Annotated in this window: 20 protein-coding genes; 10 read left to right on the top strand and 10 right to left on the bottom strand. The window is 63.3% G+C overall.

Going from position 1 to position 15,374, the window contains the following annotated elements; all coding sequences use genetic code 11:
• Window positions 1-128: 128 nt before the first annotated feature.
• Window positions 129-1,364 carry an aminomethyltransferase family protein gene (locus P9236_RS20810; protein ID WP_278076394.1) on the top strand — a complete coding sequence of 412 codons (1,236 nt, stop codon included), beginning with the start codon at window positions 129-131 and terminating at the stop codon, window positions 1,362-1,364.
• 1 nt (window position 1,365) lies between these two features.
• The gene (locus tag P9236_RS20805) at window positions 1,366-1,623 is read left to right on the top strand and encodes a hypothetical protein (RefSeq protein WP_278076392.1); all 258 of its coding nucleotides are present in this window, start codon (window positions 1,366-1,368) and stop codon (window positions 1,621-1,623) included.
• A 6-nt stretch (window positions 1,624-1,629) separates the two neighbouring features.
• Here the strand turns inward: P9236_RS20805 and P9236_RS20800 are convergent, their stop codons facing one another.
• The 4 genes from P9236_RS20800 to P9236_RS20785 all read right to left on the bottom strand — a co-directional run bounded on the left by P9236_RS20800 (window position 1,630) and on the right by P9236_RS20785 (window position 4,841).
• On the bottom strand, window positions 1,630-2,688 hold the full coding sequence (locus tag P9236_RS20800) for a dipeptidase (protein ID WP_278076391.1): 1,059 nt from the start codon (window positions 2,686-2,688) through the stop codon (window positions 1,630-1,632).
• Window positions 2,689-2,973: 285 nt separating this feature from the next.
• Window positions 2,974-3,273, bottom strand: coding sequence for a GNAT family N-acetyltransferase (locus P9236_RS20795; RefSeq protein ID WP_040998912.1), 300 nt, complete (start codon window positions 3,271-3,273; stop codon window positions 2,974-2,976).
• The gene (locus P9236_RS20790) at window positions 3,266-3,904 is read right to left on the bottom strand and encodes an alpha/beta hydrolase (RefSeq protein ID WP_278076389.1); all 639 of its coding nucleotides are present in this window, start codon (window positions 3,902-3,904) and stop codon (window positions 3,266-3,268) included. Before P9236_RS20790 ends, P9236_RS20795 begins: the two co-directional genes overlap by 8 nt.
• Before the next feature lie 4 nt (window positions 3,905-3,908).
• Window positions 3,909-4,841 (bottom strand): VOC family protein, encoded by a 933-nt coding sequence (locus tag P9236_RS20785; RefSeq protein ID WP_278076387.1) that lies wholly within the window; start codon window positions 4,839-4,841, stop codon window positions 3,909-3,911.
• 217 nt (window positions 4,842-5,058) lie between these two features.
• Here P9236_RS20785 and P9236_RS20780 point away from each other — a divergent pair, with 217 nt between their 5' ends.
• Window positions 5,059-6,633, top strand: coding sequence for an alkaline phosphatase family protein (locus tag P9236_RS20780; RefSeq protein WP_278076385.1), 1,575 nt, complete (start codon window positions 5,059-5,061; stop codon window positions 6,631-6,633).
• Between the two features lie 88 nt (window positions 6,634-6,721).
• On the opposite strand, the gene P9236_RS20775 is transcribed toward P9236_RS20780, so the two are convergent.
• The gene (locus P9236_RS20775; protein ID WP_278076383.1) at window positions 6,722-8,086 is read right to left on the bottom strand and encodes a PRC-barrel domain-containing protein; all 1,365 of its coding nucleotides are present in this window, start codon (window positions 8,084-8,086) and stop codon (window positions 6,722-6,724) included.
• A gap of 256 nt (window positions 8,087-8,342) precedes the next feature.
• On the opposite strand from P9236_RS20775, the gene P9236_RS20770 reads away from it, so the two are divergent.
• Window positions 8,343-9,263 carry a diacylglycerol kinase family protein gene (locus P9236_RS20770; protein WP_278076381.1) on the top strand — a complete coding sequence of 307 codons (921 nt, stop codon included), beginning with the start codon at window positions 8,343-8,345 and terminating at the stop codon, window positions 9,261-9,263.
• 4 nt (window positions 9,264-9,267) lie between these two features.
• Here P9236_RS20770 and P9236_RS20765 read toward each other — a convergent pair whose 3' ends face one another.
• From P9236_RS20765 to P9236_RS20755, 3 genes are all read right to left on the bottom strand, one after another.
• Window positions 9,268-9,471, bottom strand: coding sequence for a hypothetical protein (locus P9236_RS20765; protein ID WP_278076379.1), 204 nt, complete (start codon window positions 9,469-9,471; stop codon window positions 9,268-9,270).
• 202 nt (window positions 9,472-9,673) lie between these two features.
• Window positions 9,674-10,138 (bottom strand): phage holin family protein, encoded by a 465-nt coding sequence (locus P9236_RS20760; protein WP_278076377.1) that lies wholly within the window; start codon window positions 10,136-10,138, stop codon window positions 9,674-9,676.
• Window positions 10,139-10,145: 7 nt separating this feature from the next.
• A complete protein-coding gene (locus P9236_RS20755) occupies window positions 10,146-10,472 on the bottom strand; it encodes a hypothetical protein (RefSeq protein WP_278076375.1) in 327 nt (108 codons plus the stop codon).
• 423 nt (window positions 10,473-10,895) lie between these two features.
• Between P9236_RS20755 and P9236_RS20750 the strand changes: the two genes are divergently transcribed.
• Window positions 10,896-11,276 (top strand): response regulator, encoded by a 381-nt coding sequence (locus P9236_RS20750; RefSeq protein WP_278076373.1) that lies wholly within the window; start codon window positions 10,896-10,898, stop codon window positions 11,274-11,276.
• Window positions 11,277-11,309: 33 nt separating this feature from the next.
• Here the strand turns inward: P9236_RS20750 and P9236_RS20745 are convergent, their stop codons facing one another.
• Both P9236_RS20745 and P9236_RS20740 read right to left on the bottom strand, forming a co-directional pair.
• Window positions 11,310-11,861 (bottom strand): RNA polymerase sigma factor, encoded by a 552-nt coding sequence (locus P9236_RS20745; RefSeq protein ID WP_040973662.1) that lies wholly within the window; start codon window positions 11,859-11,861, stop codon window positions 11,310-11,312.
• Between the two features lie 3 nt (window positions 11,862-11,864).
• Complete coding sequence (locus P9236_RS20740; RefSeq protein WP_278076370.1) at window positions 11,865-12,065, bottom strand: NepR family anti-sigma factor; 201 nt, start codon at window positions 12,063-12,065, stop codon at window positions 11,865-11,867.
• Window positions 12,066-12,286: 221 nt separating this feature from the next.
• On the opposite strand from P9236_RS20740, the gene P9236_RS20735 reads away from it, so the two are divergent.
• From P9236_RS20735 to P9236_RS20715, 5 genes are all read left to right on the top strand, one after another.
• Window positions 12,287-13,081 carry a response regulator gene (locus P9236_RS20735; RefSeq protein WP_278076369.1) on the top strand — a complete coding sequence of 265 codons (795 nt, stop codon included), beginning with the start codon at window positions 12,287-12,289 and terminating at the stop codon, window positions 13,079-13,081.
• Between the two features lie 168 nt (window positions 13,082-13,249).
• Window positions 13,250-13,414 (top strand): DUF1328 domain-containing protein, encoded by a 165-nt coding sequence (locus tag P9236_RS20730; protein WP_018429836.1) that lies wholly within the window; start codon window positions 13,250-13,252, stop codon window positions 13,412-13,414.
• Window positions 13,415-13,598: 184 nt separating this feature from the next.
• Window positions 13,599-14,630 (top strand): sensor histidine kinase, encoded by a 1,032-nt coding sequence (locus P9236_RS20725; protein ID WP_278076363.1) that lies wholly within the window; start codon window positions 13,599-13,601, stop codon window positions 14,628-14,630.
• Window positions 14,631-14,766: 136 nt separating this feature from the next.
• Window positions 14,767-14,937: a hypothetical protein gene (locus P9236_RS20720; protein ID WP_278076361.1), complete on the top strand. Its 171-nt coding sequence runs from the start codon at window positions 14,767-14,769 to the stop codon at window positions 14,935-14,937.
• 107 nt (window positions 14,938-15,044) lie between these two features.
• Window positions 15,045-15,371 carry a hypothetical protein gene (locus P9236_RS20715; protein WP_278076359.1) on the top strand — a complete coding sequence of 109 codons (327 nt, stop codon included), beginning with the start codon at window positions 15,045-15,047 and terminating at the stop codon, window positions 15,369-15,371.
• Window positions 15,372-15,374: the final 3 nt, after the last annotated feature.

Genomic DNA, 15,374 nt, shown 5'->3' with positions numbered 1-15,374 from the left:
AGCCACAAACGTCTCAAGGCACGATGGGCTGACCAAGATCTGCTCCGCATCTTCACTCATATGCGATAGCCCTACCCTCGTGGGGGAGATGTCCGGCAGGACAGAGGGGGGCGCGAAGGAACGCCGTCATGAACCATCATCCCACCATCAAACCATCAACCGACCGCGCCATCGCCCAGTCCCACTTCCGCACGCTGCGTATCGGCACGCCCTTCCAGCCGTGCATCGACGCGTTGGCGCTGACAAACGACTGGTACAATTGGGCCGGCTACCGCGCGCCGCATTCGCTGTGGGACGAGGAGCTCGAATACTTCGCCATCCGCAGCCAGGCGGCGCTGTTCGACATCTCGCCGATGACGAAATACCGGGTCGAGGGTCCGGACGCCGAAGCCTATCTCGACCGCGTCACGCTGCGCGACGTGACCAAGCTCAAACCCGGCCGTGTCCACTACACGGCCTGGTGCGACGACGAAGGCTTCGTGCTCGACGACGGCACGCTCTTCCGGCTGTCGCCGACGCGCTTTCGCCTCTGCTCCCAGGAACGGCATCTGCCCTGGCTGCTCGACAGCGCTTTTCGGTTCGAGGTGAGCATCGAGGAAGAGACCGAAGCCGTCGCCGGGCTTGCGCTGCAGGGCCCGACCTCCTTCGCAATCCTGCGTGACGCGGGCTTCGCCGGCATCGAGCGGTTGAAGGTTTTCGACCACGCCGAGTTCGCGCATGACGGCGCTACCGTGACCGTCTCGCGCACCGGCTTCACCGGCGATCTCGGCTATGAGCTGTTCGTGCCGGCGGACAAGGCGCTCAGCCTGTGGGATCGGCTGATGACGGCGGGCGAGCTGCGCGGCATCCGCGCCATCGGCTACACGGCGCTGAACCGCGCCAGGCTGGAAGCCGGGTTGATCGTCGCCAATGCCGACTTCACCACCGCCGAGCATGCCATCCGCGCCGACCGCCTGCGCATGCCGGACGAGATCGGCCTCGGCTTCATGATCGATCCCGAGAAGGGCCACTTCAACGGCCGCCGCGCCATCCTCGAAGCCCGGGCAAGAAAGAAGCTGCGCCATGTGCTGGTCGGGCTGGAGATCGAAGGCAACATCCCGGCCGAGCACGCCATAGTCTATTATCGCAAAAGCCAGGAGGTGGGGCTGGTGAGCGCTGCGATGTGGTCGCCGATGGCCAAGCGCAATATCGCCATCGCTTCATTGCAGCGGCCCTATGGAGACACAGTCGTCGACGACCTCTGGGTCGAGATATACGCCATGCGCGAGCTGCAGTACCAGAAGCTGATGAAGCGGGCGAAAGTGGTGCCGCGGCCTTTCATCAAGCTCGACCGCCGCACCGCCAACCCGCCTGCGGATTTTTGAGATGGCAAGCGACGCGGGCGACCTGGACGCGGAAGCCGCCGAGCAGTGGGCGCTGGTCAACACGCCGCTCGGCGAGATGTGGTCCGGCCGCACTCGTTATGCGGCGGCGATGTATTTCTTCAAGCGCCGCGAGATGAATGCCGAGACGCTGGAGGTCTACCGCATCTGCGCGAGGCTCGACCACGAGGACCCCCTGCCGATCATCCGCGACCGCGGCGTCGGCAAGGAATGGCTGATGCGGATCGGCTACGCGCAATAGCATATCCTACCCTATGGTTCTTTCGAGCACATTCAGCCAATTGCGATAGGCGATCTTCTCAATCAGCGCGCGCCCAAAACCACGCGCGGCGAGCGCTTCGATCAGCTTGGGCAGGCCGGCGACGTCGCCGATGACGGCCGGGATCATGGCGCCGTCGAAATCCGAGCCCAGCCCGACGCCATCCTCGCCCAGCGCCTGCAAGAGCGAATCGATATGGCGCACCATGATGTCGAGACCGGTATCGGCGTTCATGCGGCCGTCCTCGCGCAGGAAGCCAGTGGCGAAGTTCAGGCCCACCATGCCGCCAGACTCGCGAATCGCGCCGAGCTGCCAGTCGGTCAGGTTGCGTGAATGGCCGCAGATCGCATGCACGTTGGAATGGGTCGCGACCAGCGGCGCATCGCTCAATTCAGCCACGTCGCGAAAACCTTTCTCGTTGAGATGTGAGAGGTCGATCATGATCTTTAGCCGGTTGCAGGCCTTGACCAGCGCCTTGCCGGCATCGGTGAGGCCGGGCCCGGTGTCGGGCGAGGAGGGAAAGCGAAACGGCACGCCGTTGCCGAAAGCATTGGGCCGGCTCCAGACGATACCCAGCGAACGCAGGCCGGCAGCATGAAGCACGTCGAGCATGGCAAGCTCCGGATCGATCGCCTCGACGCCCTCGATGTGGAAGACGGCCGCGATCGAACCCTTCGCCATCGCATCGCGGATGTCGCCGGCGCTGCGGCACACGCTCAGCGCGCCTGCCCGCTCAAGCCTGAACAGGATCGAGGCCATGCCGATGGTGGACGTGATCGCCTCGGCGCGCGGCAGTTCCGGCGGCAGAGGTTCATTGTCGCTCGGCGCCGGCGGCACGGCGCTGCGCTTGGTCTTTTCGATCGGCGGCGGGAAGATCGCGAACATGCCGCCGGCAAAGCCACCCTCTCTGGCGCGCGGCAGGTCGATGTGACCGCCCGGCGTACCCTCGATGAACAGCTTTTCGACATCCGTTTCCTTCGACTGATAGAGTCGAAGCAGCGTGTCGTTGTGGCCGTCGAAAACGGGGATGAGGTCGGTCTCGGTCATCAGGGGAGCCATTCATTTCGGTGACGGGGCGAGGCGGGACGAAATCCCGTCCGAGCGAACTGTCTACTTAGGCAAGATGGCCGAACTGCGCAAATGCCAGTGACGTGTTCGCGGTTGTGGCTGGGTGGCTCTTTTCCTTCTCCCCTTGTGGGATAAGGGGATCGGCGCGCAGCGCCGAGACGGTTGAGGGGTGCTCCAGCGAAGTGAGACGTCGGCTTTCCCTGGAACACCCCTCATCCGGCCGCTTCGCGGCCACCTTCTCCCACAAGGGGAGAAGGAAAGATCTCACTGCTTCAGCACATCCGCCCATTCTGGGTGGCGGCGGAACTGGGCGTTGGCGAAGGGGCAGAGCGGGATGATCTTCTTGCCGGCCGCACGCGCATCCTCGACCGCGCGGGTGACGAGGCGAAGCCCGGCGCCCTGGCCGCGGAAGACGTCCGGCACCTCGGTGTGATCGATGATGAGCTGATGCTCGCCGATCTTGGTGAAGGTCATCTCGGCCTCGGCGCCGCCCGGCCCGCGCAGCACATAGCGCCCCTTGGAGCCGTGGTCTTCCAGTTCGATCTCGGGCAGCTGGTCAGCCATTGTTCTTGCCTCCTTCGGCGGTCGGCGAGCGAGTGAACAGCAGCCGCGCCGCTTCGATTTCATTCGGCCGCACCTCGTGCCCGCCGTCGTGCCACTCCACTGTGACATCGGCCCCGTCGGCGCGCAAATAGGCTTCCAGCCGCGACGTCAGGTTGGGCGGACAGATCGGATCGCGCCTGCCGGCCGTGATCAGGATATGGCGGCCGGCAAGACTGCCCTGCACCTGCGGCTCGAACGGGATCAGCGGATGCATGAGGGCCGCGGCATCGAACAGAGCAGGCTCCGCGAACATCACCGAGGCCAGGATGTTGGCGCCGTTGGAATAGCCGAGCCCGAACACCGCCGAGGGCTTTGCCGCATCGACATGCGCCTTGACGAAGCCCGCCATCTTGGCCGTCGCCCGCGCGAGGTCGTCCATGTCGTAGACGCCCTCGCCGGTGCGGCGGAAGAAGCGGGCGGCGCCATGCTCGGAGACGTCGCCGCGCGGCGACACGATCGTCGCCGAAGGCGCAAGCTCCTGACCGAACGACAGAAGCTGATTCTCGTCGGCTCCGGTCCCGTGGAAGACGAAGAGCAACGGACTGCCCGGCGAACCGGGCAGCACTTTATGGATGTAAGCGTCTTTGCTCATGGCGTCAGTCTTCCAGTTTCTGCAGGTGCTGTTCGAGATAGGGCCTCAGATGCTGATGCTGCGTCGGCAGCTTCAGCGCCTCGCCCAGATGCGCGGTGTCCTCGTCGCGGTCGAAGCCCGGCTCGTTGGTGGACACCTCGAACAGCACGCCGCCCGGTGTGCGGAAATAGATCGCCCAGAAGTAATCGCGATCGATGACCGGCGTCACGCCGTAGCCCGTGTCGACCAGCGCCTTGCGCACCTCGAGCTGCCTGGCGCGATCCTCGACCGCGAAGGCGACGTGGTGCACCGAGCCGGCACCGAGATTGGCGAAGCCTGCGCCCGGCAGCGACTCGATGTCGACGACGTCGGCGCCATTGCCGTTCTTGATCGCGAGCCGACGGACGTTGCCGGACTTGTCGACTTCCTCATAGCCCATGAACTTCAGCAGCTCCTCGGTGGCGCCGCCATCCTTGAGTCTCAGCGCGACCGAGTGGAAGCCGCGGATCGCTTCATCGCCGGGAACGCCGCCCTTGACCCAGGGCGCGCGGCTGTCTGCCTTGTCCTCCACCAGCGCAAAACTGTCGCCGTCGGGACCGGTGAAGGTGAGCCGCTTCTCGCCGAAGCTCGTCGAGCGGGCGACGCCGCCCACGCCCTCGTCGGCGAAACGCTTGTCCCAATAGCCGAGCGTGCCTTCCGGCACCGAGAAGACCGTGGTGCCGACCTCGCCCACCCCATGCCGGCCCTTGCCGATATCGGGGAACGGGAAATAGGTCATCACCGAGCCGGGCGTGCCGAACTCGTCGGCGTAGTAGAGGTGATAGACGTCAGGCGCGTCGAAGTTGACGGTCTTCTTCACTCGGCGCAGGCCGAGCTTCCTGGTGAAGAACTCATTGTTGCGACGAGCATCGCTCGCCATCGAGGTGACGTGATGCAGGCCCTTGATCTGATTGAGCATGGTGTTGCTCCTTCCCTGTCCTTGCTGCGGCCCTCGCCGCTGTCCACGCCAATATGAGGATAGGCCCGTCGGCGGCAAAGCGGGCAAACACAGGATGGACTGTGTCATAAAAGTGAACGACCTAAGGTTTATGTTCACCGATTGACAAACCGGCTTGCCTTGCAACGCCGGCGAATTTCGGCTCCATGAGCGGCACGCCTTCTTGAGGAGGAAGATTTTGGACAACCGAACCCGCCGCCCGAACGTTCTCCTCATCACCTGCGACCAATGGCGTGGCGATTGCCTTTCGGCCGCAGGCCATACGGTGGTCAGGACGCCGAACGTTGATGCACTTGCCGCCGAGGGCGTGCTGTTCCGGCGCCACTATGGCGGCGCCGCACCCTGCTCTCCGGGCCGTGCCTGCCTCTACACCGGCCTCTACCAGATGAACAACCGCGTCTGCCGCAACGGCACGCCGCTCGATGCGCGTCACGGCAACATCGCGCTCTCAGCACGGGCGGTCGGCTACGACCCGACCTTGTTCGGCTACACCGATGTCGCGCCGGATCCGCGGCAGCTCTCGGCAGCCGATCCACGGCTGAAGAGCTACGAAGGCGTGCTGCCGGGCTTCACCGTGCGGCAGTTCCTGCCCGAGCACCAGAAACAATGGCTGTCCTGGCTGAGGATGCAGGGGATCGATACCAGCGCCGGCAGCCCTGACATCCTCCGTCCGGCTGGGGAGCACGACAAGCCCCGGCGCGATGTGAGCAACGCGCCGCCGGTCTATTCGAAGGACCAGACCCCGGCTGCCTTCCTGGCCGGCGAATTCATCCGCTGGCTCGGCGAGCAGGACGAGGCTGCGCCGTGGTTCGCGCACATCTCCTTCATCAGTCCGCACCCGCCCTTCGTCGTGCCGGAGCCCTACAACACCATGTATGACCCGGCCGATGGCCCGGCTTTCCGGCGCGCCGCAAGCTGGCAGGCCGAGGCGGAAAGCCACCCCTATCTCGCTTGCGATCTCGACCAGCAGAAGCGGACGAAATTCATACCCGGCGCCGATGGCAAGGTGACGGACTGGAGCGAGGAAAATTTCCGCCGCATCCGTGCCATCTATTACGGCATGATCTCCGAGGTCGACATACAGCTCGGCCGCGTCTGGCAAGCGGTAAAGGCGGCCGGCGCCTGGAACGATACCGTGATCGTGCTCACCTCCGACCATGCCGAGATGATGGGCGATCACTTCATGCTGGGCAAAGGCGGTTTCTTCGATGGCAGCTACCACATTCCGCTGATCATCCGCGATCCGAGTCGCGAAGCAGCCGCCGGCATGACGGTCGACCGTTTCACCGAGGCGGTCGACATCTTTCCGACCTTGCTCGACCTGATCGGTGCCGCACCCGAGCCACATCTCGACGGCAGGTCGCTGGCGCCGTGGCTCGATGGCAAGGAGCCTACGGAATGGCGCGAGGCGGTGCACTGGGAGTTCGATTTCCGCTCAATCGCCGACGGCGAGACCGAGCGGCACTTCGGCATCGGTCCGCGCGATTGCAACCTGGCCGTCCTGCGCACCGAGGACTTCAAATATGTCCATTTCGGCGGCGGTCTGCCGCCGCTGCTATTCGACCTCGCGAAGGATCCGGGCGAGCTGAGCAATGTCGCGAACGACGCTGCCTATCTGCCGGTGCGCCTGGAATTCGCCGAGAAGATGCTCGCCTGGCGCGCCAGGCATCTCGACCAGTCGCTGGCGCTGGCGGAGCTGACGGGCGATGGCGTGGTTGGCCACGTAGCCAAGGCAGTAGGGAATAGGCAATAGGGCACAAGAACCGGCCTCGAACATATTTGCCTACTGCCTACTGCCTACTGCCTACTGCCTACTGCCTACTGCCTACTGCCTTATTCCCTTACTTCAGAATCATCCGCTGCTGGTCGCGCTTGGTGGCATAGGTGCTCTTGTCATAGGCCACCTGCGCCTGCAGCTGTTCCTTGGTAAAGTTGGTGTAGAGATATTTCTTGCCGCTCTTGTCGGTCATGAATTTGAGCTTGTCCATGCCGACCGCCACTTCCTTGGCGCCGATGCCGAGGAAGCCGCCGACGTCGACGATCACCGCATCCGGCTTTTTGTCCGGCGTCAGCACGACATCGCCGATCTCGCCGATCTTGGCGTCGTTGGCGCCATAGACGGTCGCGCCCTTCAGCTCGTCGCCGCGGATATTGCCCATCGGCATTTCGGTCAACGTCGACTTGTCGATCGAGGCCGTCTTGGTCTCGTCGGTGGCGGACGTGTTCGCCGGTTTGTTTTCGGCCGTGGCCGGAGCCGGCGCCGCGGGCTTGTTCTCGGCTGTCTGTGCCGGCTGGGTAGGCTTGCTCCCCTTGTCGGCCGTGGTGTCCGACGAGGCCACTGTAGGCGTGGTGGTAGGCGGCGTCTCGCTCGAGGCCGCGGTGCTGGTCGAGGCCGACGCAGGATCATAGGCCTTGCGGTTGAAATCCGGCTGCGCCTGAAGCTGCTCCTTCGTCGTCTCGGCAACCAGCCAGCGGTCTCCATTCTTCTCCGCCCATTTTGCCTTGGCGAAGTCAAAGGTGACGTTCTTCGTGCCTATGCCGAGGAAGCCGCCGACGCCGATGACAAGCGACTCGGCCTTGCCGTCCTTGGCAAGCACGATGTCCTTCACGTCGCCGATCTTCTGGGCATCATCGGCCGTGCCGTTGTAAACCGACTCGCCCATGATGTTGGTGGCGAGATTGCCTTCAGCCTTCTTCACCGGTTCCGCCGGCTTGGCATTGAGGTCCGCCGGCTTCTGGGCTCCGCCGGTGCCGGTGGGTGAGGGTTGCGTGGCGTCAGTAGACTGCGCCGGTGCCGGATCGTAGGGCTTGCGGTCGAATGCCGGCTGGGCATTCAGCTCCTCCTTGCTCGTCTTGGCCACCAGCCAGCGGTCGCCGTCCTTCTCGGCCCATTCCATCTTGCTGTAGTCGAAGGCGACATCCTTGGTCCCAACGCCAAGGAAGCCGCCGACGCCGATGATCGCGGACTTGGCTTTGCCGCTTGCGTCGAAGACGATGTCGTCGACCTTGCCGATGTTCTGGGCGTCTTTGCCAGTGCCGTTATAGACGGACTCGCCGATGATGTTGGTCATGAGGGAACCCTCCGCGCGCATCACGGGGTTCTCGGCGGCGGGCGGCTGTGCCGGCGTCGGCGTCGCCGTTTGTGCGAAAGCGCCGGTTGCAAGCAGCGTCGCAAGCGCGGTCGTCGCGAAAAGAGTGCGGGTCATGATCGTCTTTCCTCCTGCCTGATTTCGGTAACGCAGCGGCCGGCCTTGGTGAACCGGACCGGGCGCGGAATTGTCCGACGCTTTCACAACGTCGTGACCGGTGCCTTGTTCCCAAAAGCGGAGCGCGCCCGGCATCAATCCTGACTGGCCAAGGAACCTTTGGGGCCATCGTTTCGTTCAGCCAGCGGCTGTGGGCCATTTCGGCCAAGGAATTGCCGGCCAAGAAAATTGCGAGGAAAGGAAGGCGGAGCGGGGCATGCGGTTTGCTGCGGTGCTGAATCAGGACGGCGGCACATTGCGTACCACCGATGTTTCAGCTTTTGCCGAACGTCTGCGCCAAACACTCGAAGCGGCAGGCCATTCGGTTCAGATCGACATCGTTGCACGCCGCGAAGTCGCCGCAGCCTTGGAAAGAGTCGTGGCGAAGCGGAATGTCGACGTCGTGATCGCTGGCGGCGGCGATGGTACTGTTTCGACGGCAGCGTCCCTTCTCATGAACAAGAAGAAAGCCTTGGCCATATTGCCGGGCGGCACGATGAACCTCTTCGCGCGCGGTCTCGGCATCCCGCAGACGCTGGACGGGGCGCTGAAATCCTTCGCCGAAGGCGAGGTGACGGCCGTCGACATGGCGAGCGCCAACGGCCGGCCCTTCGTGCATCAGTTTTCGATCGGCATGCATGCCAGGATGGTTCAGCTCCGCGAGAAAATGGATTTCGGCTCGCGGCTGGGAAAGATGACGGCTTCCGTTCGTGCGGCATGGGCAACGATCAAGAACCCGCGCACTCTCAAGGTGACCTTGACCATCGGCAAGACCGAGATCATCACCCGCGCGACCGGCATCAGCATCAGCAACAATCTGTTCGGCGAGGGCCATCTGCCTTACGCGGACAATCCGGCGGGCGGCCTGCTCGGCATCTATGTCAGCGTCGCACGCAGGCGGCGCGATCTGGTGAGGCTGCTCCTCGCTATGCTGCGCGGCAAGTGGCGCGACAGCCAACATGTCGAAATCCACCAAGCCGACAAGGCGACCCTCAAGATCCGCTCGCCGACGAAGAAGTTCAGTGCGGTCATGGATGGTGAGTTGTTCGGGCTGGAACGCGAGACGGTTATCGAGATTCATCCCGGCGCGTTGAACGTGCTGGTTCCGGCAAGAAATGCGCAGGCAAAAGCAGCCTAAGCCGTCAGCCGCCCTGCGCGGGCTTCTGCCCGGTCGCCGGCGCCTGAGGCACGCTCTGTCCAGTCGTCTGGCTCTTGATTAGCTCGCCGTAGACCTCGACCGCACCCCACGCAATGAAGGCAAGCAACAGCCCGGCGATAAGGATTCTCAGCGCATGCCAGCCCCAATGCCCCTGGCGGGCTTTGTCTTCAGGAACGGTCTTGGGCATATCGGCCTCCATGTTGCGTGGCGGCGGTGCGCTCCGGCACGGTCGGGTAACGGGCCCTTTCCGCGAAGGTTCCGAATCCGACGGCGAGGTTGGGTGACGATCGGGCCCCCTGGACGTGGGACATAGGAGATTGATGGGTAGCAAGACAGCAAAATCGACGGTCGACATCAGCCACTTTCATTGAGGATGCGGATCGGTTTGCCTACGGCTTTGCGCCGGGATCCTTGTCTTGAGGCCCGGGCTTCGCATTCTCGCGGTAGATTGCATAAGCGACGAGCGCGACGGCGGGCGCGAGAAGCGCGCCCATGCCCCCCTTGCTTTTCGCAAGCGCCGGAAGCAGCGCGAGCGCTGCGGTGACGCCAACCGCGGTCATGTCGGCCTTTCGTCTTCGCGCCCGGCGTCGCGCCTGCGTACCGGCGGTCAGTTTGTGGATCACGAGAATGAGCCCGGCAAGCACCAGGAACCCCACGCCGAAGCCGAGGGAAGTCGCCAACGACCCGTAGCGCTCCGCCAGCCAGATATAGGCGGCCCCAATGAGGAAACCGATGCCGCACAAGGCGAAAACGCCGGCAAGTCCATAAAGGACTGCCGTCATGCGCGCCCGTCGCAAAGCAGCCAGCGCCTCGCCGGAGGCAAGGGTCGAAATCAGCGAGACCAGCGTCTCCATCTGCGGGCTAGCGGCGGGACAGCAGCGCAAACAGGAAGCCGACGCCGGCGGCAATCGCCAGCGACGTTACCGGCTTTTCGCGAACGCTGGCTATGAGCTGCGCTTCGATATCCTGGGCACTGCCGCGCACGCTTTCGAACGCGGCCTCACCCTGTGTCCGCAGCTGTTCGACGCCTTCGGCCGCCGCGCGCCGCGCCGCGCCGTAACCGTCGTCCCTCGTCTTGGCCAATTGCCTTGTGAGCTCCTCTATATCGGCCTTCAGCTGCCGGATATCGGCTTCCAGATCGGAGGTGGAGGGGGCATCTGTTGCGGTTTTGCCTGTGGCGGTCGCCATCGCGTAACTCCTTGTGTTTTCTACCTTTAAACGCTCGATCTACGTCAAGAGTTCCGAAGCTGGATCGCCCCTTAGCAAGACTGAAGGGCGGGTACATTGACGGCTGTCAAATTCTCTCGGATCAGACGTCCCCTCTTCCCCGTCCATCCCTCCCTTAAGGTCTTCACGGCTTTCGAACGCGCGAAGGCCGGTAGCGGCCGCAGCGGGCACTTCTCGCAGGGATATTGGCGGGCGGCGGAACGTGTACTCTGGCCGGACATTTCGACCCCTCTTCGAAATCCCTGCCCCGGTGGGGTTGTTGGAAACGCTCCACACGGATCGAGGTTCCACCCGATCACGGGATGCATCGCCGGTCATATCTTTTTAAATGACAGAGAGCCGAATACCGCGCATGACTGGGGCGACTGTAGGAGTTGCCGACACGTGCCCCCTTTGTTAGACGGATTGCGTATCCTGGTCCTGGAAGACGAATTCCTGATCGCGATGGACGTCGAGCAGCTGTGCCGCGACCAGGGTGCCGCCGACGTCACGATTGTCCGCGATCTGGCCGAAACCGACCTGCGGGATGGGCTGTCGTCGTTCGACGCCGCCATTGTCGATCTGATGCTTGGCGGCGTCTCGACGCTCGACTTCGCCGGCCGGCTGCGGGGCGCAGGCGTTCCGTTCATCTTTGCCTCCGGTTACGCCGACCCGGAAGAGATTGGGGGCTCTTTCCCGGAAATCCGGCTGGTCACCAAACCTTATTCGGGAGACGATCTGATCGAAGCCGTGGCGCTCGCCTGCGGCCGCGCGAAGGCGGCTTGATGACGTCGCGGCCCAGGATGCCGGATGTCGGTGTCAGGCCGCGTTCGAACCAGTCACTTGAGCCGAGATCGCATCGGGACCGTATTCGTCCTCGCCGGAAATCTTGAGGATATCTTGCAGCCGGGCGCGCGCCCTGCTCACCCGGCTCTTGATGGTGCCGACCGCGCAGCCGCAGATCTCGGCCGCCTCCTCGTAAGAGAAGCCGGACGCCCCGATCAGGATGATGGCTTCGCGCTGATCCTCCGGCAACTGCTCCAGCGCGCCGCGGAAATCCTTCAGGTCGAGCTGGCCATGCTGGGCCGGGTGAACGGCAAGCCTGGCGGTCATGATGCCGTCACTGTCCTGCACCTCGCGGCCACGCTTGCGCATCTGCGAATAGAATTCGTTGCGCAGGATGGTGAACAGCCAGGCCTTGAGGTTGGTGCCCGGCTGGAAGCTCTCGTGCTTGTCCCACGCCTTGACCAAGGTCTCCTGGACGAGGTCATCCGCCTTGTCGGCATTCTGCGTCAGCGACACCGCAAAGGCGCGCAGGCTCGGTATTGCGCCGAGCAGCTCGGTCTTGAAGCTCTGGGAGACCGCCGCCATGCCTCAGTCCTTTTTCTCGGCGGGCTCGGCCTCTTCCAGTTGGCTAAGCAACTGAGCGAATCGATCTGGCACCTGATCGGAGACCAGCTCGTCGTAGTATTGTTTGAGTTTGCGGGCGATTTCGGAGTTTGGTCCGAGCGGATTGCCGTCCCCATTCCGGTGCCTCGCGGCGCCAGTCGTCGAATTCTTTGACATTTCTTTCATATTTGCCCTAATTCCCAGCACTCGAACCGCTCTGGAACTGCAGACCACAACGCAAGCGGCACCCTTGTCTGGTTGCCCATCCCGAAACCGCCAAACGCCCATTTTCTAATTTAGTTCCACAGCCGGCGGAACTTTTTCAGAAAACCGACGTTGGTTTGCCGGGGTTTGCGAGCATCTGGCCTGATGGAAAAGAGCAACGTCATCTGAGGGAGACGTCAAATATGAGTCTATCCGCAACCATCGCTCCTCACCTGCCGTTCCTTCGCCGTTTCTCGCGCGCCGTGTCGGGATCGCAGGAAAGCGGTGACGCGTTGGTCGCCGCCATGCTGGAAGCTATCATCGCCGACACCGAAGTCTTCCCCAATGCATCGAGCGATCGCATCGCATTGTACAAGGTTTTTGCCAGGCTTTTCACCTCGATCGCCATCCGCGTGCCGCAAGAGCATGCGCAGACCGCCTGGGAGCAGCGGGCCGCCGCCAATTTGAATGCGATCGCGCCGCGGCCGCGGCAGGCGTTCCTGCTTGTCGCCGTGGAAGGTTTCAGCGAGGACGAAGCAGCGGAGATTCTCGACGCCGACGAGCAGGAATTTTCCGAATTGCTTGCCCAGGCAAGCGCTGAGATTTCCCGCCAGGTCGCGACCGATGTGCTGATCATTGAGGACGAGCCGCTGATTGCCATGGACATCGAGGAGATGGTCGAAAGCCTTGGGCATCGCGTTGTCGGCACCGCGCGCACGCATGCGGAAGCGGTCGCCATGTTCGGCAGGACGCGCCCCAAAATGGTCCTGGCGGACATCCAGCTCGCCGACGGCAGCTCGGGCATCGAGGCCGTGAATGAAATCCTGTCCTCGACGCCGGTGCCGGTGATCTTCATCACCGCCTTCCCCGAACGCCTGTTGACCGGCGAGCGCCCCGAGCCGGCGTTTCTGGTGACCAAGCCGTTCAACCCCGATATGGTCAAGGCTCTGATCAGCCAGGCGCTGTTCTTCGACCGCCAGGCGAAAGCTGCAGCCTGACCGCACCGATGTCCGGTCATCGAGGTTCCATGCGAGGCTCCCGCGCCTCGCACGATGCAGTGCGGGATCTGATCCGCGAAAGCGTTTCCGGGGGTCGTCTTTTTCCGCAAATGGTGGAACAAACGGCATTCAGCCACGTTTTTTCAGGACGTTAGAAGGAGACGTATCATGCTTTACTGGGCGCTCGTTTTTCTTGTGGTCGCGATCATCGCCGGCGCTCTTGGATTCGGCGGCATTGCCGGCACATCGGCTGGCATCGCGCAGATATTGTTCTTCATCTTCCTGGCCTTCCTGGTGATTTCGCTCATCGCCGGCCTCTTCAGAAGAGCCTGACGCGGGGAGCACCGGACACTGGAAGCCGCACCCCTCAAACGGTTTCCAGCCACCGCCGGGCGGTGTCCCCAAAGGACGTCGTCCGGCGGACCGTTTTTGAGGCTGCGCGCAGCCTCGGTATGTCAAGGCCGAAGCAGCAGTCTGTCGTAAAGCCGTTCAGCCTGGATGCGGAAAGTATTATCGGATGCGTTCCAAGGCCTCAGAAAAGGACGATCCGGGCAAGCGCAGCGACGAGGTGATCGCGATGCATCCGGCGGAAAGCGGGATGCAGTTGGGGCGCGCGTTGCTGCACGCGCTTCACAATGCCGGAATTTCGGTGCTTTATCAGGATCGGGAAATGAAGACCGTCTGGGCGCGCAACATGCGCGCGCCCTGGGCAGCCGAGACGGCCGACGGCAAGGATTTGCTCTCCCCTGCTCAGGCCGAGCGCCTAAGTGCGGCCAAACACAGGGTGGTTGAAACCGGCAATGCTGATCGCCTCGAACTCGGCATTCGCGGCGGTGACGGTGTGCGCTGGTTCCAAATCTGGGTCGATGCCGATCATAGCGATACCGGGGAGGTCCAGGGCATCGTCACCACCATGGTCGAGACCACGGAGCAGAAACGTCGCGAGCAGACGCTGAAGACGCTGCTGCGTGAGGTCAGCCATCGCTCGAAGAACCTTCTGGCCATCATCCAGAGCATAGCCACCCAGACCGGACGCTACTCCGAGACGCTTGGCGACTTCCTGACCCGTTTTCGCGGCCGCATTCAGTCGCTCGCCTCGTCCCAGGATCTGGTGACATCCTCCAACTGGCGCGGCGCGGCGCTTCGAGAGCTCGTATCCGGCCAGGTCGGCCGCTACAGCGCCGACCCGGGCCGCAGTCTGCGTTTCGATGGCGAAAACCCTTACCTCAACCCAAACGCCGCGTTGCATATCGGGCTGGCCATGCATGAGTTGGCCGTGAATTCGGTAAGCTATGGCGCTCTGTCGCAGCCTGACGGCCGTGTCGAGGTAAGCGCCAAACTCGCACCCGGCAGCGGGACTTCGGCCGACCTTTTGCTGATGTGGACGGAAAGGATCGGCGCCGGCAGGCGCAACGAAAAGCGCTTTGGCAGCGTCGCTCTGGAACGGGTCGTGCCGACGTCGCTCGGCGGCTCCGCCATCCTCGAGATCGATGAGGGTCGGCTCGAATACCGCCTGACGATCCCGCACGGCAATTTCGAGACGGATTGACCGCCACACACGAACATTCGCCGGCTTAACCGGCTGTTCACCATAAAGCCCGATTCTGTGTTCCTGGCTAAAACCGCGCCGAAAGCCCCAGCCGCGCCGAGTCACACGAATTGGCACGCGATTTGGGGAGGACTGAATGATGGTTTCCGACATGAACAGGTTGGAGCAGGCCGCGCGCGTCTCGATGAGCGGCTTCCAGGACGCCGAGACGCCGCCCTTGCCCCGTTCCTCCCACCTTTCGCTTCGTCTCGGCGCCATCGCGCTCCTTGCTGCCCTGGTGCTGGCGGCAGCGTGGCAGCTGACCTGATCCGACAGTTTCCCGGTCGCGCTTTAGTCGGCAAGAGCTCGCGGCATCGCGGCGGCAGGAACCTTTGAGCGGCGAGAATCGTTCTTTGCCGCGGAGGGGGTTCACCCGTGGAACACATCGCCGCTTTGCTCCTCGTCATCGGCTGCTCGGACACCATGACCGAATGCCGCGAGCTGCCTGTCCCGGCCAGCGTCTTCGAGACCTTTGAGGCTTGCACCGCCGAACGGCCCTTCGCGCTGACCGACGTCCGGGGTCAGGCACGACACGTCGTCGGCGAGTGCCTCATCGTCGATCCGGCGCTGGAGGACGATTACGACCAGATCGTCTGGACCGTGCGCCCCGACGGCTCGCTCGAGGCGTCGCTGGAAGTCTCCGGCACGCTTGTCGCGTCGAACGGCGCGCGCCCTGAAAAAGACTATCTTAATCAACAGTAAGAT

Origin of the sequence: Mesorhizobium sp. WSM4884, from assembly GCF_029625675.1 — a bacterium.
Classification (GTDB): Bacteria; Pseudomonadota; Alphaproteobacteria; order Rhizobiales; family Rhizobiaceae; genus Mesorhizobium.
The sequence above is the reverse complement of the archived record's forward strand: the minus strand, read 5'-3'. Positions and strand labels throughout refer to the sequence as shown.

What these genes read in the sequence shown, in the direction of transcription:
- P9236_RS20730 (WP_018429836.1), top strand. Translation starts at nt 13,250, where the DNA reads ATGCTTTACTGGGCGCTCGTTTTTCTTGTGGTCGCGATCATCGCCGGC.
- P9236_RS20760 (WP_278076377.1), bottom strand. Translation starts at nt 10,138, where the DNA reads ATGGAGACGCTGGTCTCGCTGATTTCGACCCTTGCCTCCGGCGAGGCG.
- P9236_RS20810 (WP_278076394.1), top strand. Translation starts at nt 129, where the DNA reads ATGAACCATCATCCCACCATCAAACCATCAACCGACCGCGCCATCGCC.
- P9236_RS20720 (WP_278076361.1), top strand. Translation starts at nt 14,767, where the DNA reads ATGATGGTTTCCGACATGAACAGGTTGGAGCAGGCCGCGCGCGTCTCG.
- P9236_RS20775 (WP_278076383.1), bottom strand. Translation starts at nt 8,086, where the DNA reads ATGACCCGCACTCTTTTCGCGACGACCGCGCTTGCGACGCTGCTTGCA.
- P9236_RS20770 (WP_278076381.1), top strand. Translation starts at nt 8,343, where the DNA reads ATGCGGTTTGCTGCGGTGCTGAATCAGGACGGCGGCACATTGCGTACC.
- P9236_RS20725 (WP_278076363.1), top strand. Translation starts at nt 13,599, where the DNA reads ATGCGTTCCAAGGCCTCAGAAAAGGACGATCCGGGCAAGCGCAGCGAC.
- P9236_RS20755 (WP_278076375.1), bottom strand. Translation starts at nt 10,472, where the DNA reads ATGGCGACCGCCACAGGCAAAACCGCAACAGATGCCCCCTCCACCTCC.
- P9236_RS20795 (WP_040998912.1), bottom strand. Translation starts at nt 3,273, where the DNA reads ATGGCTGACCAGCTGCCCGAGATCGAACTGGAAGACCACGGCTCCAAG.
- P9236_RS20790 (WP_278076389.1), bottom strand. Translation starts at nt 3,904, where the DNA reads ATGAGCAAAGACGCTTACATCCATAAAGTGCTGCCCGGTTCGCCGGGC.
- P9236_RS20740 (WP_278076370.1), bottom strand. Translation starts at nt 12,065, where the DNA reads ATGAAAGAAATGTCAAAGAATTCGACGACTGGCGCCGCGAGGCACCGG.
- P9236_RS20805 (WP_278076392.1), top strand. Translation starts at nt 1,366, where the DNA reads ATGGCAAGCGACGCGGGCGACCTGGACGCGGAAGCCGCCGAGCAGTGG.
- P9236_RS20800 (WP_278076391.1), bottom strand. Translation starts at nt 2,688, where the DNA reads ATGACCGAGACCGACCTCATCCCCGTTTTCGACGGCCACAACGACACG.
- P9236_RS20735 (WP_278076369.1), top strand. Translation starts at nt 12,287, where the DNA reads ATGAGTCTATCCGCAACCATCGCTCCTCACCTGCCGTTCCTTCGCCGT.
- P9236_RS20765 (WP_278076379.1), bottom strand. Translation starts at nt 9,471, where the DNA reads ATGCCCAAGACCGTTCCTGAAGACAAAGCCCGCCAGGGGCATTGGGGC.
- P9236_RS20785 (WP_278076387.1), bottom strand. Translation starts at nt 4,841, where the DNA reads ATGCTCAATCAGATCAAGGGCCTGCATCACGTCACCTCGATGGCGAGC.
- P9236_RS20745 (WP_040973662.1), bottom strand. Translation starts at nt 11,861, where the DNA reads ATGGCGGCGGTCTCCCAGAGCTTCAAGACCGAGCTGCTCGGCGCAATA.